This window comes from Brevundimonas subvibrioides (genome assembly GCF_027271155.1).
GTDB classification, from domain to species: Bacteria; Pseudomonadota; Alphaproteobacteria; order Caulobacterales; family Caulobacteraceae; genus Brevundimonas; species Brevundimonas subvibrioides_D.
The window spans coordinates 23,208-36,572 of the sequence record NZ_CP114542.1; the positions used below are offsets into that span (position 1 = coordinate 23,208).

At 66.9% G+C, this 13,365-nt stretch carries 12 protein-coding genes; 8 read left to right on the plus strand and 4 right to left on the minus strand.

The annotated features are described in order from the left end of the window. Positions 1-53: 53 nt before the first annotated feature. From hslV to rlmN, 3 genes are all read left to right on the plus strand, one after another. On the plus strand, positions 54-623 hold the full coding sequence (hslV, locus tag O3139_RS00110) for an ATP-dependent protease subunit HslV (RefSeq protein ID WP_269514865.1): 570 nt from the start codon (positions 54-56) through the stop codon (positions 621-623). After that, on the plus strand, positions 620-1,921 hold the full coding sequence (gene hslU / locus O3139_RS00115; RefSeq protein WP_269514866.1) for an ATP-dependent protease ATPase subunit HslU: 1,302 nt from the start codon (positions 620-622) through the stop codon (positions 1,919-1,921). The genes hslV and hslU overlap by 4 nt, the downstream gene beginning before the upstream one ends. Before the next feature lie 218 nt (positions 1,922-2,139). After that, positions 2,140-3,297: a 23S rRNA (adenine(2503)-C(2))-methyltransferase RlmN gene (gene rlmN / locus O3139_RS00120; RefSeq protein WP_269514867.1), complete on the plus strand. Its 1,158-nt coding sequence runs from the start codon at positions 2,140-2,142 to the stop codon at positions 3,295-3,297. A gap of 418 nt (positions 3,298-3,715) precedes the next feature. Here rlmN and O3139_RS00125 read toward each other — a convergent pair whose 3' ends face one another. Further along, the gene (locus O3139_RS00125; protein WP_269514868.1) at positions 3,716-4,633 is read right to left on the minus strand and encodes an acyl-CoA desaturase; all 918 of its coding nucleotides are present in this window, start codon (positions 4,631-4,633) and stop codon (positions 3,716-3,718) included. 87 nt (positions 4,634-4,720) lie between these two features. On the opposite strand from O3139_RS00125, the gene O3139_RS00130 reads away from it, so the two are divergent. Beyond that, positions 4,721-5,038: a metalloregulator ArsR/SmtB family transcription factor gene (locus O3139_RS00130; RefSeq protein ID WP_269514869.1), complete on the plus strand. Its 318-nt coding sequence runs from the start codon at positions 4,721-4,723 to the stop codon at positions 5,036-5,038. On the opposite strand, the gene argJ is transcribed toward O3139_RS00130, so the two are convergent. Then, positions 5,035-6,441 (minus strand): bifunctional glutamate N-acetyltransferase/amino-acid acetyltransferase ArgJ, encoded by a 1,407-nt coding sequence (gene argJ / locus O3139_RS00135; protein ID WP_269514870.1) that lies wholly within the window; start codon positions 6,439-6,441, stop codon positions 5,035-5,037. The genes O3139_RS00130 and argJ overlap by 4 nt on opposite strands. Then, entirely contained in the window at positions 6,438-7,391 is a 954-nt protein-coding gene (locus tag O3139_RS00140) for a peptidylprolyl isomerase (RefSeq protein WP_269514871.1), read from the minus strand. Before O3139_RS00140 ends, argJ begins: the two co-directional genes overlap by 4 nt. Before the next feature lie 230 nt (positions 7,392-7,621). On the opposite strand from O3139_RS00140, the gene secA reads away from it, so the two are divergent. The 4 genes from secA to O3139_RS00160 are packed head-to-tail and all read left to right on the plus strand — an operon-like array spanning position 7,622 to position 12,245. Continuing rightward, complete coding sequence (gene secA / locus O3139_RS00145; RefSeq protein WP_269514872.1) at positions 7,622-10,477, plus strand: preprotein translocase subunit SecA; 2,856 nt, start codon at positions 7,622-7,624, stop codon at positions 10,475-10,477. 39 nt (positions 10,478-10,516) lie between these two features. Then, positions 10,517-10,786, plus strand: coding sequence for a hypothetical protein (locus O3139_RS00150; protein WP_269514873.1), 270 nt, complete (start codon positions 10,517-10,519; stop codon positions 10,784-10,786). Continuing rightward, positions 10,783-11,082 carry a type II toxin-antitoxin system RelE/ParE family toxin gene (locus tag O3139_RS00155; RefSeq protein ID WP_269514874.1) on the plus strand — a complete coding sequence of 100 codons (300 nt, stop codon included), beginning with the start codon at positions 10,783-10,785 and terminating at the stop codon, positions 11,080-11,082. Before O3139_RS00150 ends, O3139_RS00155 begins: the two co-directional genes overlap by 4 nt. After that, on the plus strand, positions 11,079-12,245 hold the full coding sequence (locus O3139_RS00160) for an aminotransferase class V-fold PLP-dependent enzyme (RefSeq protein WP_269514875.1): 1,167 nt from the start codon (positions 11,079-11,081) through the stop codon (positions 12,243-12,245). Before O3139_RS00155 ends, O3139_RS00160 begins: the two co-directional genes overlap by 4 nt. 143 nt (positions 12,246-12,388) lie before the next feature. Here O3139_RS00160 and O3139_RS00165 read toward each other — a convergent pair whose 3' ends face one another. Beyond that, complete coding sequence (locus tag O3139_RS00165) at positions 12,389-13,294, minus strand: hypothetical protein (protein WP_269514876.1); 906 nt, start codon at positions 13,292-13,294, stop codon at positions 12,389-12,391. Between the last annotated feature and the right edge of the window lie 71 nt (positions 13,295-13,365).

Below are 13,365 nucleotides of genomic sequence, written 5' to 3' on the forward strand. Positions count from 1 at the left end.
CTTTGCACGGCTTTCGGCTTGCCGCATCGCGATCCGTTCTCCATCTGGGAGGCATGAGCCAAACACATTCGACATTTCCGGACTGGCACGGCACCACCATTCTGGCGGTGCGCAGGGGCGGCCGCACCGTCATCGCGGGCGACGGCCAAGTCTCCATGGGGCCCACCATCGTCAAGGGTGCGGCCCGCAAGGTGCGTACCCTGGCGGGCGGAAAGGTTCTGGCGGGCTTTGCCGGCGCCACGGCCGATGCCTTCACCCTGATCGAACGGCTGGAAGCCAAGCTGGAGCAGTATCCCGACCAGCTGGCCCGCGCCTGTGTCGATCTGGCCAAGGACTGGCGGACCGACCGCTATCTGCGCCGGCTGGAGGCCATGCTGCTGGTCGCAGACAGGGACTCCATCTTCACCGTCACGGGCGTCGGCGACGTGCTGGAACCGGAATACGGCGTCGCGGCCGTCGGGTCGGGCGGCAACTATGCCCTGGCGGCCGCCCGCGCCCTGATCGACAACACCGACCTGGACGCCGAGGCGGTGGCGCGTCGCGCCATGGCGATCGCGGCCGACATCTGCGTCTACACCAACGGCAATCTGACCGTCGAAACGCTCGGCGGAGGCCGCGTATGACCGACCTGTCCCCGCGCGAGATCGTCTCCGAGCTGGATCGCTATATCGTCGGTCAGGACGACGCCAAACGCGCCGTCGCGGTCGCCCTGCGCAACCGCTGGCGACGAAAGCGGGTGCCCGCCGATCTGCGCGACGAGGTCACGCCCAAGAATATTCTGATGATCGGACCGACCGGCGTCGGCAAGACCGAGATCGCGCGCCGCCTGGCCCGCCTCGCCGGCTCGCCCTTCCTCAAGGTCGAGGCGACCAAATTCACCGAGGTCGGCTACGTTGGCCGTGACGTCGACCAGATCATGCGCGATCTGGTGGAGGCGGCCCTGGTCATGGTGCGTGATACCCGCCGCACCGGCGTGAGGGCCAAGGCTGAATCGGCGGCCGAGGAGCGAATCCTGGACGCCCTGGTCGGCCCGGGATCCCAGCCCGCGACCCGTGACAGCTTCAGGAAGAAGCTTCGTGCCGGAGAGATGGACGACAAGGAGATCGAGCTGCAGCTGGCCGACACCGCCTCGCCGATCCAGGGGCTGGATATCGGCGGCGGTGGCAACGTCGGCCTGCTGAACCTGTCGGACATGCTGGGCAAGCTGGGCGGGGGGCGGACGCGGTCGGTCAGGACCACCGTGCGCGACGCCGTGCAGCCCCTTCTGGCGGAAGAGAGCGACAAGCTGCTGGATCAGGACAGTCTGACGCGCGAGGCCCTGCTGCTGGCCGAGAACGAGGGCATCGTCTTCATCGACGAGATCGACAAGGTCGCGGGCCGTCAGGATCGCGGCGGGGCGGACGTATCGCGCGAAGGCGTACAGCGCGACCTGCTGCCCCTGATCGAGGGCACCACGGTCTCGACCAAATATGGACCGGTGAAATCGGACCATGTGCTGTTCATCGCCTCGGGGGCCTTTCACGTCGCCAAGCCCAGTGACCTGCTGCCCGAACTGCAGGGCCGCCTGCCGATCCGCGTCGAGCTGAAAGCCCTGACCCGCGACGACTTCGTGCGCATCCTGACCGAGCCCGAGGCCAATCTGATCCGCCAGAACCAGGCCCTGCTGGCGACGGAGGACGTCACCCTGACCTTCACGCCGGATGCGGTCGAGGCCCTGGCCGACGCCGCCGTAGCCGCCAACGGCGCGGTCGAGAATATCGGGGCCCGACGGCTGGTCACGGTGATCGAGAGGGTGCTGGAGGAGACGTCGTTCAAGGCCTCTGACCTCTCGGGCCAGACGGTCGCCTTCGACGGCGACGCGGTGCGCGGAAAGGTCGGAGACCTGTCGAAGAATGCGGATCTGAGCCGGTTTATTCTTTGATAGGTTCCCTCTCCCGGCGGGAGAGGGCTTGAGGCTCGTAGAGCGTAGCGATGCCACAGCCGAAAGGGTGAGGGGTGCCGCCGTGACGCTTTCGCACCTTAACCCCTCACCCTTTCGCGCAAGAACGACGGCTTCGCCGCCGTGCGCTCAAGCCCTCTCCCGGCGGGAGAGGGTTTTGTGCTATGGACCCCGAACCCCTCTCCTCAGGATCACTGCCCGTGAGCGTCACGCTCGACCTGTCCCGCGTCTCCGCCTCGGCCCCCAGGGCCCCCGTCAACCTGTCCGGTCTGACGCGCGGAGCCTTGCGTCAGGCCCTGATCGACGCCGACATCTGTCCGCCGGAAAAGGCGAAGATGCGCGCCAGTCAGGTGTGGGGCTGGATCCACCATTTCGGCGTCACCGACTTCGACGCCATGACCAATATGGCCAAAGACGCCAAGGCGAAGATGGCCGCCGCCTTCACCCTCGACAGGCCCGAGATCGTCGAGCGCCAGGTCTCGGCCGACGGCACGCGCAAATGGCTGATCCGCACCGCGCCCGGCATAGAGATCGAGACCGTCTACATCCCCGACGTGGGCCGCGCCGGCGCCCTGTGCGTGTCGAGCCAGGTCGGCTGCACCCTGAACTGCACCTTCTGTCACACGGGCACCCAGGCCCTGGTCCGCAACCTGACGGCCGCCGAGATCGTGGCCCAGGTCCAGGTGGCCCGCGACGACCTGAACGAATGGCCGTCGCCCAAGGAAGATCGCCGCCTGTCCAACATCGTCTTCATGGGCATGGGCGAGCCGCTGTACAATCTGGACCAGGTCTCGGACGCCATCGACATCATCTCGGACAATGAGGGCATCGCCCTGTCGCGCCGCCGGATCACGGTCTCGACCAGTGGCGTGGTGCCCCAGCTGGAGCCTTTGGGCACCCGAACCCAGGCCATGCTGGCCATCAGCCTGCACGCCACCAACGACGACCTGCGCGACGTCCTGGTGCCGCTGAACAGGAAATACCCGTTGCAACAGCTGATGGACGGCATCCGCGCCTATCCGGGCCTTTCCAACGCCCGGCGGGTCACCTTCGAATATGTGATGCTGAAGGGCGTCAATGACAGTCCCGACGAGGCCCGCGCCCTGGTCAAGCTGATCGAGGGCATCCCCGCCAAGGTCAACCTGATCCCCTTCAACCCCTGGCCGGGCACCGACTATGAATGCTCGGACTGGAAGACGATCGAGCGGTTCGCGGCGATCCTGAACAAGGCGGGATATGCGAGCCCGATCCGCACGCCGCGGGGGCGGGATATCCTGGCCGCCTGCGGGCAGCTGAAATCCGAGAGCGAGAAGGTCCGGGCGAGCGCGCTCAGGAAGGCCGAGCAGGCGGCGGCTTAGGACGGCCTGGTTCTGTCGTAGGCAACAAGACTTACCGCCCAGCCTGCGACAGCTCCCGGCGCTGCGAGCAATACAGCCGATACCAAGGCCTCCAACGGAGCCCCGAACGTCCAGAGTGCGATGACGCCAGCTACCATGCTTCCTGCCGCGCTTGAGACTATGGCTGCGGTCACCGAGGTGCGACCGATGCGGTGCAAGATCCACCATATTGGCCCACCAATCACGGTCAGCCCCAACAGAAAGGCGGGAGTTGCCAGGACGGCAGTCGCCAGACTGGCGAAGGCGATCACCATCGGGCTTGTGTAGTCCGTGGATGCAAGCCCGCCGATCACATAGATCGCGACAATCTCTGTCGCCAGAACGAGCGCCGCAGAAGCGCTACCTGCGACCAAAGCGACCACCCGCTGCGGCCATGACCTCAACACTTGAAGGCATCAGCGGCAACGAGAGGCCGAGGCCCCAGAGTCTCCGGCGTCCGCACATCCCAAGCCAGTCCGGCCCGCTCCAGCATCTGGATGAACCGCCAGCCCCAGTCGCTCTGACCTGGATAGAGGCCGATCCTGGCGGAGCCCGGGTAAGCGTGGTGATTGTTGTGCCAGCCCTCCCCCATGGTTAGGACCGCCGCCCAAGGCACGTCGTGGGCCTGGACCCCCGCGTCCTTGACCAGCCAGGTTTGCGGCCCGTGCGTATGGGCCAGATGGCCGACGAACCAGTGGCCAACAACCGAAGCGGTGATCCGGGCGCAGACGCCCCACACCACGAATCCCCAGCCACCCATCAGATAGAGGACTCCCGCGATGGGCAGTTGCTGCAGTATCCAGGTGCGTTCGAGGAAGCGATAGAACCGGTCCCGTCCGATGCGGCCATAGTCGAAGGCCGGTGGATGATCGAGCACTAGACGTCCGTGCATCTGCCAGATCGCATCGACCAGCATCGGCCGACGGTTGGACAGATAGTCGTGGCAATCCGGCTGGCGCTGGGCCCAGTCGCGCAGGTCGTGGGCGCGGATCATCCAGAAGGGGCCGCTGATCCCCACGACCGTCCCGACCCAGACCAGGAAATGCTCCAGCCAAAGCGGACACTGGAAGCTGCCGTGGATCATCCGGCGGTGAAAGCCGACCGAATGACCGAGCAAAAGGCCCGCACCCGTGGTCACGACGAAGAGCGCGAGGGCGGCCGGACTGACCGTCAGGGGACCGGCAAGCAGCGTCGCTGCCATCATCCCGCCGTTCCAGACCGAGTGAAGCGGGTCCCAGACTACGCGACCGGCGACCGGATCGCATCCCGGCGTCTCGATCAGGCTGTTGACGGCACAGGGGTCGAGCGGGTCATGCATGGCCAATCCCTTCGGTATTTAGGTAATGACTTAAATCATGACGCACCGCATCTGGCAAGTGGTTCGCAAATCACTTAAATAGGAACCATGCAACGCGTGTTCGAAGCCCTTTCCAGCCAGATCCGTCGCAAGATGCTGGCCTATCTTGCCCATACCGACCTGACGGCGGGCGAGATCGCGGCCCGTTTCGAGATCTCGAAGCCTGCTGTCTCGCAGCATCTGACCGTGCTGGAGAACGCCGGGCTGGTGACCAGCGAGAAGCGGGGCCAATTCGTCCACTACAGCCTGGTGCCCGACCATCTGGCGAACACCCTGAGCGCCTATGCCCAGGAAGTCTGCCCGGTGTCCAAGCCGCTCAAGGCCGAGAGCGCGGCCATCGCCAGGCGCAAGGGCGACCCGGCCTAGCTCCGATAATCCCCGTTGATCTCGATGTAGCCCTTGGTCAGATCGCAGGTCCAGACGGTGGCGGAGGCGCGGCCTGAGCCGACGTCGACGCTGATCTCGATCTCCGATTTCTTCATATAGGCGCTCATCTTTGCCTCGTCGTAGGTCGGGGACACCGCTCCATCGACGGCCGCGACGTTGGGCCCAAAGCGGATCGCCAGGTGGTCGCGGTCGACGGGTTCCTCGGTCTTGCCGACGGCCATGACGACGCGGCCCCAGTTGGCGTCCTCGCCGGCGATGGCGGTCTTGACCAGGGGGCTGTCGGCGATCGACTTGGCGAGCTTCCTCGCCGAGGCGGGGCTGGCGGCTCCGTCCACGGTCACGCGCACGAACTTGGTCGCGCCCTCGCCGTCGCGGACCAGCTGGTGCGCCAGGTCGAGCATGACCTTTTCCAGCGCGGCGCTGAACTCCTTCAGCCGCCGGTCGCCCAGACGGCCGATGCGGGGCGCGCCCGAGGCCCCCGTGGCGAACAGCAGGCAGGTGTCATTGGTCGAGGTGTCGCCGTCGACCGTCACCGAGTTGAAGGTCGTGCGCACATGCAGGCCCAGCATGGCCCGCAGGACATTCGGATGGATGCTGGCGTCGGTGACGATGAAGGCCAGCATGGTGGCCATGTCCGGCGCGATCATGCCCGAACCCTTGGCGATCCCCGCGATGCGCACCTTGACCCCGTCGATCCGGGCCTCGGCATAGGAGCCCTTGGGGAAGGTGTCGGTGGTCATGATGCCCAGACCCGCCGCCGCCCATTGCTCGGTCGGAGGGGTGTCGCCATCGAGCCTGGTCTCCACCTCGCCGAGCCTGGCCGCGATCTTCCTGTCGTCCAGCAGGACACCGATCACCCCGGTCGAGGCCAGCATGACGTCGCGCTGGCGACAACCGAACCGCTTGGCCACCTCGGAGGCCGTGCGACGGGCCGCATCGGCCCCAGCCTTGCCGGTGAAGGCATTGGCGCAGCCCGCGTTGACCACCAGGGCGCGCACGTCCTCGCCGCCGCTCGCGCCGTCCAGCTGGCGCTTGCACCAGTCGACGGGCGCCGAGCCGACCTTGTGGCGGGTGAAGACGCCGGCGCAGGTCGTGCCCCGCGCGAAACGGAACACCACCAGGTCGTCGCGCTCGTGCTTGTAGAAGCCGGCGCGGGCGGTGGTGATCTCCACGCCGCCGACCGGCGGAATGGTCGGGAAGGGCACAGCCAGGGGCGAAACCTTCAGGCCGGGCTTGCCGGGCGCGGCCGACGCCGCGGCGGGCGTCGCCGCGTGGGACTGGGTCGCCTTGCGGATGGCGGCGGCAAACGGGTCCAGCGCCTTTTCGAACGCCTGTTCGATGGCCTTGCCGGTCGAGACGGGCTTTTTCGGACCGGCGCTCATTGGGCGGTCGCCGTCCGGGCGGGCGCGGGCGCTGTCGGCGCAGGCGCAGGGGTCGTCGGCGCGGCCACGCGCGGGGCCGATGCGGGCTCCTGGGGCGCATTGCCCTCGGCGGCCAGCAGCACATCGACCCGGGCCTTGCCGCGCAACTCCTCCAGCAGCTGGCGCACGCCTTCGTAGGTCAGATAGCGAACGATCTGGGGGCGGGCCTGATCCAGCGTCGGCGGGCTCTCGCGGCGGCGGTCCTCGACCCGCAGCACGGCCCAGCCGCCCTCGGTCTGGAACGGGCCGACCGTCGATCCGGCCGGGGCGTCGCGAAGCGCGCTGGCATAGGCCTGGGGCATGACGTCGGCGGTCGAATAGCCGAGGTCACCGCCCGAGAACCGCGTGGCCTCGTCGATCGAGCGTTCCTGGGCCACGGCCTCGAACGACGCCCCCTGCCCCAGGATACCCAGCACGGCGTCGGCCTCCGGCCGGGTGCGCGACAGGATCAGGCGGACGCGGATCTCCTCGGACGTGCGGGCCAGGCCCAGCTGTTCCTGGTACAAGGTCTGGACGGACTGGTCGTTGATGCGGCCGTTGACCTCGTTCTCGACCAGCATGTCGCCCAGGATCCGCTCGCGGGTGGCCTCCAGCCGGCGCTGGGCCAGGGGGGAATTGTCGAGCCCACGCCGCTCGGCTTCGCGGGCCAGCAGTTTCTGGTCCACCACCTCGTCCAGCACGCGCCGGAACAGGTTGGAGGTGATGTCCAGTGGCTCGCCCTCGCCCACCAGCCCCTGCGCCACGGCCTCGCGCTTCACGTCCGACGCCCAGATGGTCTGGTCCTGCACCCTGGCCACCGCCCGGTCGCCCGGTTCCGGCGGCTGGTCGTTACCGCCACCACGCCCGCAGGCGGCAAGCGCCAGAACCGCAGTGAGGGCCAAAAAGGTGAGAGGGTGGCGTGAATGTCGCATCGGACGCTCCGTCCCGACTGAAGGGGTCCAAACGCCGGGCCGAAAAGCCCCTCGCGTTGACAGGGGTATGGCCGGTGCTTAAGTCCCGCCTGCGCCCAAGTCGAGGGGTTTTCGATCGTATGCGCGGCGTGTTTCGCCGCCTCGTCCGGCAGCCACTCGCGCGGCGTTCCTCGACGCCCGTTCAGGGCTTTTCCAGAGCTATCGACCGCTCGACCGTTTCCGGACCGCCCATGCTCGGCTTTGCCAAGAAATTCTTCGGCTCTTCCAACGACCGCAAGGTCAAGGACTTCATGGGCCGGGTCCAGAAGATCAATGCCCTGGAGCCGAAATACGCCGCCCTGTCCGACGACGAGCTGCGCATGATGACCCAGACGTTCAAGGACCGGGTCGCGGCCGGCGAGAGCCTGGACAAGCTGCTGGACGACGCCTTTGCCGTATCGCGCGAGGCCTCCAAGCGGGTGCTGGGTCAGCGCCAGTACGACGTGCAGCTGACCGGCGGCATGATCCTGCACGAGGGCGGCATCGCCGAGATGCGGACCGGCGAAGGCAAGACCCTGGTCGCCGTGGCCCCGGTGTATCTGAACGCCCTGTCGGGCAAGGGCGTCCACGTTATCACCGTCAACGACTATCTGGCCCGGCGCGACGCCGAATGGATGGGCCGGGTCTACCGGTTCCTGGGTCTCGAGGTCGGGGTGATCGTCAACGGCCTCAGCCAGGGCCAGCGCCAGGCGTCCTACAACGCCGACATCACCTATGGCACCAACAACGAGTTCGGCTTCGACTATCTGCGTGACAACCTGGTCTATGACCGGCGCGAGATGGTGCAGCGCCCGCACCATTTCGCCATCGTCGACGAGGTCGACTCCATCCTGATCGACGAGGCGCGCACGCCCCTGATCATCTCGGGGCCAACCGAGGACCGGTCGGATCTCTACAAGATCTGCGACGCCCTGGTGAAGGCGCTGATCAAGGACCCGACGACCTTCGACCTCGACGAAAAGCAGCGCCAGTCGCTGCTGACCGAGGAAGGCTCCGAGCGGATCGAGCAACTGCTGGAGGAAGGCGGCCATTTCGCCGATGACACGACGGGTCTGTACGACGCCGCCAACATCAGCCTGGTGCACCACGTCAACCAGGCGCTCCGCGCCAACACCCTGTACCAGAAGGACAAGGACTACATCATCAAGGCCGGCGAGGTCGTCCTGATCGACGAATTCACGGGTCGGATGATGACCGGTCGTCGCCTGTCCGAGGGTCTGCACCAGGCCATCGAGGCCAAGGAAGACGTCAAGATCCAGCCCGAGAACCAGACCCTGGCCTCGGTCACGATCCAGAATTACTTCCGCCTCTACGAGAAGCTGTCGGGCATGACCGGCACGGCGGCCACCGAGGCCCAGGAGTTCCACGACATCTACAAGATGGATGTGCTGGAGGTTCCCACCAACCGGCCGGTCCAGCGCATCGACCATGACGACGAGGTCTACCGGACCTATGCCGAGAAGGTGCAGGCCATCGCCCGCCAGATCGCAGACTGCCGCGAGCGGGGCCAGCCGATCCTGGTCGGCACCGTCTCGATCGAGAAGTCCGAACAGCTGTCGGAGATCCTCAACAACTACGAGCACAAGGTGGAGGTGTCGCGCAGCCTCAAACCGGCTTTTGTGGGCAAGGAAAAGGAGGCCGCCAAGGTCGGCGACGCCGCCTGGGACATCAAATACGAGACGAAGTTCAAGGGCATCCCGCACAACGTCCTGAATGCCCGCCAGCACGAGCAGGAAGCCTTCATCGTCGCCGATGCGGGTCTGCCGGGCGCCGTCACGATCGCCACCAACATGGCCGGTCGCGGCACCGACATCCAGCTGGGCGGGAATCTGGAAATGCGGCTGGAGAAATACCGGCTGGATCAGCGCAACCTGGCCATCGAGGTCACGCCCGAGATGCTGGCCGCCGAAGAGGCCCGGCTGAAGGCCGACATCGCCGTCCAGAAGAAGATCGCCCTGGATGCCGGCGGCCTGTTCGTCCTGGGCACCGAGCGTCACGAAAGCCGCCGCATCGACAACCAGCTGCGCGGCCGCACCGGCCGTCAGGGCGACCCGGGCACATCCAAATTCTTCCTGTGCTGCGAGGACGATCTGCTGCGCATCTTCGCCGGCGACCGGCTGGATGCGATCATGCGGAATTTCGGCGTGGCCGAGGGCGAGGCGATCTCGCATCCCTGGCTGAACCGCGCGGTCGAGACGGCGCAGAAGCGGGTCGAGACCCGCAACTACGACATCCGCAAGAACCTGCTGAAATACGACGACGTCGTGAACGACCAGCGCAAGGCGGTGTTCGAGCAGCGCCAGGAGTTCATGGATTCCGACGACCTGTCCGAACTGGTCGGGGAGTTCCGGCGCGACGTGGTCACCGATCTGGTCGACCGCTTCATGCCGCCCAAGGCCTATGCCGAACAGTGGGACATCGACGGCCTCGACGAGAAGGTGAAGTCGACGCTCGGCCTCGACCTGCCGCTGCACGACTGGGCCGCCGAGGAAGGCGTGTCCAACGAGGAGGTCGAGCAGCGCCTTCAGGACGCCGCCGACGCCCGCGCCGCCCAACGTCTGGAACAGCTGGGCGCCGACCAGACCCGGGGACTGGAAAAGCAGTTCCTGATGCAGATGATCGACATGCAATGGCGCGAGCACCTGGTGCATCTGGACCATTTGCGTGGCGTCATCGGCCTGCGCGGCTACGGCCAGCGCGACCCGCTGAACGAGTACAAGACCGAGGCCTTCAGCCTGTTCGAGACCCTGCTGCACGAGCTGCGCCACAATGTGACGCGCTGGCTGATGACGGTGGAGTTCCGGTTCGAGGCTCCGCCCGCGATGGAGATGCCCGAGTTCCAGGAAATCCACCTGAACCCCGGCACCGGCGTCAACGAAATGGCCGATCCGCTGGCCCAGAACCCCGAAGGACAGCTGACCGGCGACGCCCGGTCGCGCCTGCCGGTCGAGCTTCTGCCGGCCGGCTGGGAGCGGACGGCGCGCAACGCCGACTGCCCCTGCCGCTCGGGCCGCAAGTTCAAGCACTGCCACGGGGCGCTGGTCTGACGCCGACCCTGTGGTAGTCTTTGTCCAGCGAGGATCGCCATGGGCAAGCACGAAACCATTACCGCCGAGCTCGACGAAGACGTTTATGCGGACCTCGAAGCGGCGGTGGCCGCCGGCGAGTTCACCTCGGTCGCTGAAGCATTGGCGATGATTGTCAGCGAATGGGTTGCCGCGCGACGCTTCGAAAGCCCCGAAGAGATCGCCCGCATCCGTGCGTTGATCGAGGAAAGCCGGGCTGATCCTCGGCCCAGCATTCCGGCCGAGGACGTTTTCGCTGAGCTTGAGGCCCGCTACGCCGATCCGGCGTGAGAGTCCGCTTCGCAGCCGTTGCTCGCCAGGAGTTGGTCGAGGTCGGCGATTACATCGCGATCGACAATCGATCAGCCGCGCGCCGCTACGTCGCTGGATTGAAGACGCACTGTGAAGCCCTCAGGCATTTTCCGAGACGTTTCACCGCATGCCCTGAGTTTGGTAGCGGTCTGCACAGGACGCGTTACCGTTCGCACGACATCTATTATTCTGTCCAAGGCGAGATCGTGCTGGTCGAACGGATCGTCCACGCCATGCGAGACACCTCGACCCTCTCTTTCAAACGGCGCGAATGACCTACAAACCCCTGTTCTCCCGCGCCCTGGCGCTCGACCCCGAGCGGCTGCATTTCGCGGCCCACAGCCATCACCTCTGGCCGGACGCCAGTTTCGACGGTCAGGTGCGCGCCTGGGTCGAGGCGAACCATTTCGCTGACCGGAAATGGGACCTGATCCTGGGCGAGGTGGTCCCCGAGGCGCAGAAACACGTTGCCGCCGAGCTGCATCTGCCGGACCCGCAGACCGTCGTCTTCGCGCCCAACACCCATGATTTTCTGATCCGCGTCTTCTCGGGGTGGGAGACGAAGCCTGTCCGAATCCTGACGACCGACGGCGAGTTCCACGCCTTTCGCCGCCAGGCCGAGCGCTGGGAAGAGAGCGGCGACGCCGTCGTCACCCGCGTGCCGCTGGAGCCGTTCGAGACCTTCGACGCCCGGTTCACGGCGGCCGCCCGGGGCGGCGGGCACGACGTGATCTTCGTCAGCCAGGTCTTCTTCAAGACCGGCCAGGCGATCGGCTGCATCGACGACCTGGCCGCGCTCGCGAAACCGGAGGGGCCGTGGGTCATCGTCGATGGCTATCACGGCTTCATGGCCACCCCGACCGACCTGTCGGCGGTGGCGGACCGGATCTTCTATGTCTCGGGCGGATACAAATACGCGATGACCGGCGAGGGCGCGGGCTTCCTGCATGCGCCGGACGACTTCTGCGAACGCCCTGTCGTCACCGGCTGGTTCGCGGAGTTCGGCAATCTGATGGGGCCGCCGGACGGCGTTCAGTATCGCGCCGACGCCGGCCGGTTCTGGGGCGCGACCTTCGACGCCACGCCGATTTACCGCTTCAACGGCGTGCGCCGGATGCTGGACGAGCAGGGGCTGACGACGGCCGCCATTTCGGCCCATGCGGACCGGCTGTCGGCGCGGTTCTCGGAAGCCCTGGCGGCCGGAGACTGCGGGCGTCCGGGCGAGGCCGTGATCCTGAACCCCGTCACCGGCGACGGCACGCCCCGCGCACGTTTTCTTGCGCTGAAGCACAGGGACGCGCAGGCGTGGCGGGCGCGGCTGCTGGAGGCCAATGTCGTCACCGACGTGCGCGACGAGGTCATTCGCTTTGGCTTTGGCCTGTATCAGGACGACGCCGACGTCGAACGCCTGATCGAGACCTGCCAACGCCTGTTCTGACCGGCCTCCAGGGCATGATCGTTTGAGGTGGACCCACGTCGTGGGTCCAGCCGAAAGCGTGAATCATGCCCTCGCTGTTCTCTGGAGCCTGATTCACGGCATCGGCGGAATCGCGAAGCGATTCCACCTCAGCCGATCAGGCTCTAGAAGAAGGTCGTGTCTTCCTGCTGGGTCGGCTGCGGCGTCGTGGTCGGCGGGGTGGGGCTGCCCGGTGTCGCGCGGGGGCGAGGCGGTGCCGTCTGGCCTGCCGTCCCCGGCTGACCCGGTTGGGACGGGGCGATCTGGCCGTCGGCCGGCGGGATGCCGGGCAGGGTCGGATAGGGCAGGCTGCCCGGCTCGGCGGGACCGGGCAGCCCGGGGGGCACCGGAGCACCGGGCTCGTCGAGGCTGGCGGGCGCGACGGCATCGGGCGCAGCGAAATCGTCGCGGATGAAGGCCCAGGACCGGGCGTCGGAACAGGCGCAGGCCTTCATGAAGCCTTCGCGATCGCGCCAGATGACCAGCGGATAGCCGGTCGGAATGCCCGCATCCCGCAGCAGGTCGGTCAGCTCGGCGACGAAGGCGCGGCTGGCATCGACCACGGCCGAGCGCGCCAGATTGCCATCCGCGGCCGGAATGCCCGCCGCCGTCCAGTTGGCGGCCGGGGTCGCGGTCCAGCGCTGGTACAGGCTCCAGTCACGGCTCAGCCAGAGTTCGGCGACTGTGGCGCGCTCGGCGGCCGTGGACAGGGCCTGGCCCTCCTTGTCCGGGCGGGCGAAGACGACGACGCGGACCTCGACGCCCCCGGCGCGCAGCTTCCCGGTCTCCTCGCGCTCGTAACGCTGGCTGGCGGCGCTGTCGCGATAGCCGATGATGTAGAGTGGCTGGCCCCCGCCGCCTTCGGACACCCAGGACGCCTCGTCCAGCAGGCGCTGGATCTCGGCCTGGTTGCGGGCCACGGTCACCGGCTGGAAGCGCGCATAGAAGTTCCAGTAGGCCCAGTAGCCGCCGCCCGCGATGGCCAGGCCGATGACGACCGCCAGGGCCGACCAGATCAGGAAACGACGCATGCGGGGAGGCACTCCAGCTTCAGCTTAACGGCCACCATAATGCTTAACACCGAATTGCGTCGCCTCGAACA

Excerpts from the sequence above, each read along its gene's own strand:
- O3139_RS00125 (WP_269514868.1), bottom strand. The coding sequence starts at position 4,633 with ATGCATGACCCGCTCGACCCCTGTGCCGTCAACAGCCTGATCGAGACG.
- hslV (WP_269514865.1), top strand. The coding sequence starts at position 54 with ATGAGCCAAACACATTCGACATTTCCGGACTGGCACGGCACCACCATT.
- O3139_RS00140 (WP_269514871.1), bottom strand. The coding sequence starts at position 7,391 with ATGCGACATTCACGCCACCCTCTCACCTTTTTGGCCCTCACTGCGGTT.
- O3139_RS00160 (WP_269514875.1), top strand. The coding sequence starts at position 11,079 with ATGACCTACAAACCCCTGTTCTCCCGCGCCCTGGCGCTCGACCCCGAG.
- O3139_RS00150 (WP_269514873.1), top strand. The coding sequence starts at position 10,517 with ATGGGCAAGCACGAAACCATTACCGCCGAGCTCGACGAAGACGTTTAT.
- hslU (WP_269514866.1), top strand. The coding sequence starts at position 620 with ATGACCGACCTGTCCCCGCGCGAGATCGTCTCCGAGCTGGATCGCTAT.
- O3139_RS00165 (WP_269514876.1), bottom strand. The coding sequence starts at position 13,294 with ATGCGTCGTTTCCTGATCTGGTCGGCCCTGGCGGTCGTCATCGGCCTG.
- argJ (WP_269514870.1), bottom strand. The coding sequence starts at position 6,441 with ATGAGCGCCGGTCCGAAAAAGCCCGTCTCGACCGGCAAGGCCATCGAA.
- O3139_RS00130 (WP_269514869.1), top strand. The coding sequence starts at position 4,721 with ATGCAACGCGTGTTCGAAGCCCTTTCCAGCCAGATCCGTCGCAAGATG.
- secA (WP_269514872.1), top strand. The coding sequence starts at position 7,622 with ATGCTCGGCTTTGCCAAGAAATTCTTCGGCTCTTCCAACGACCGCAAG.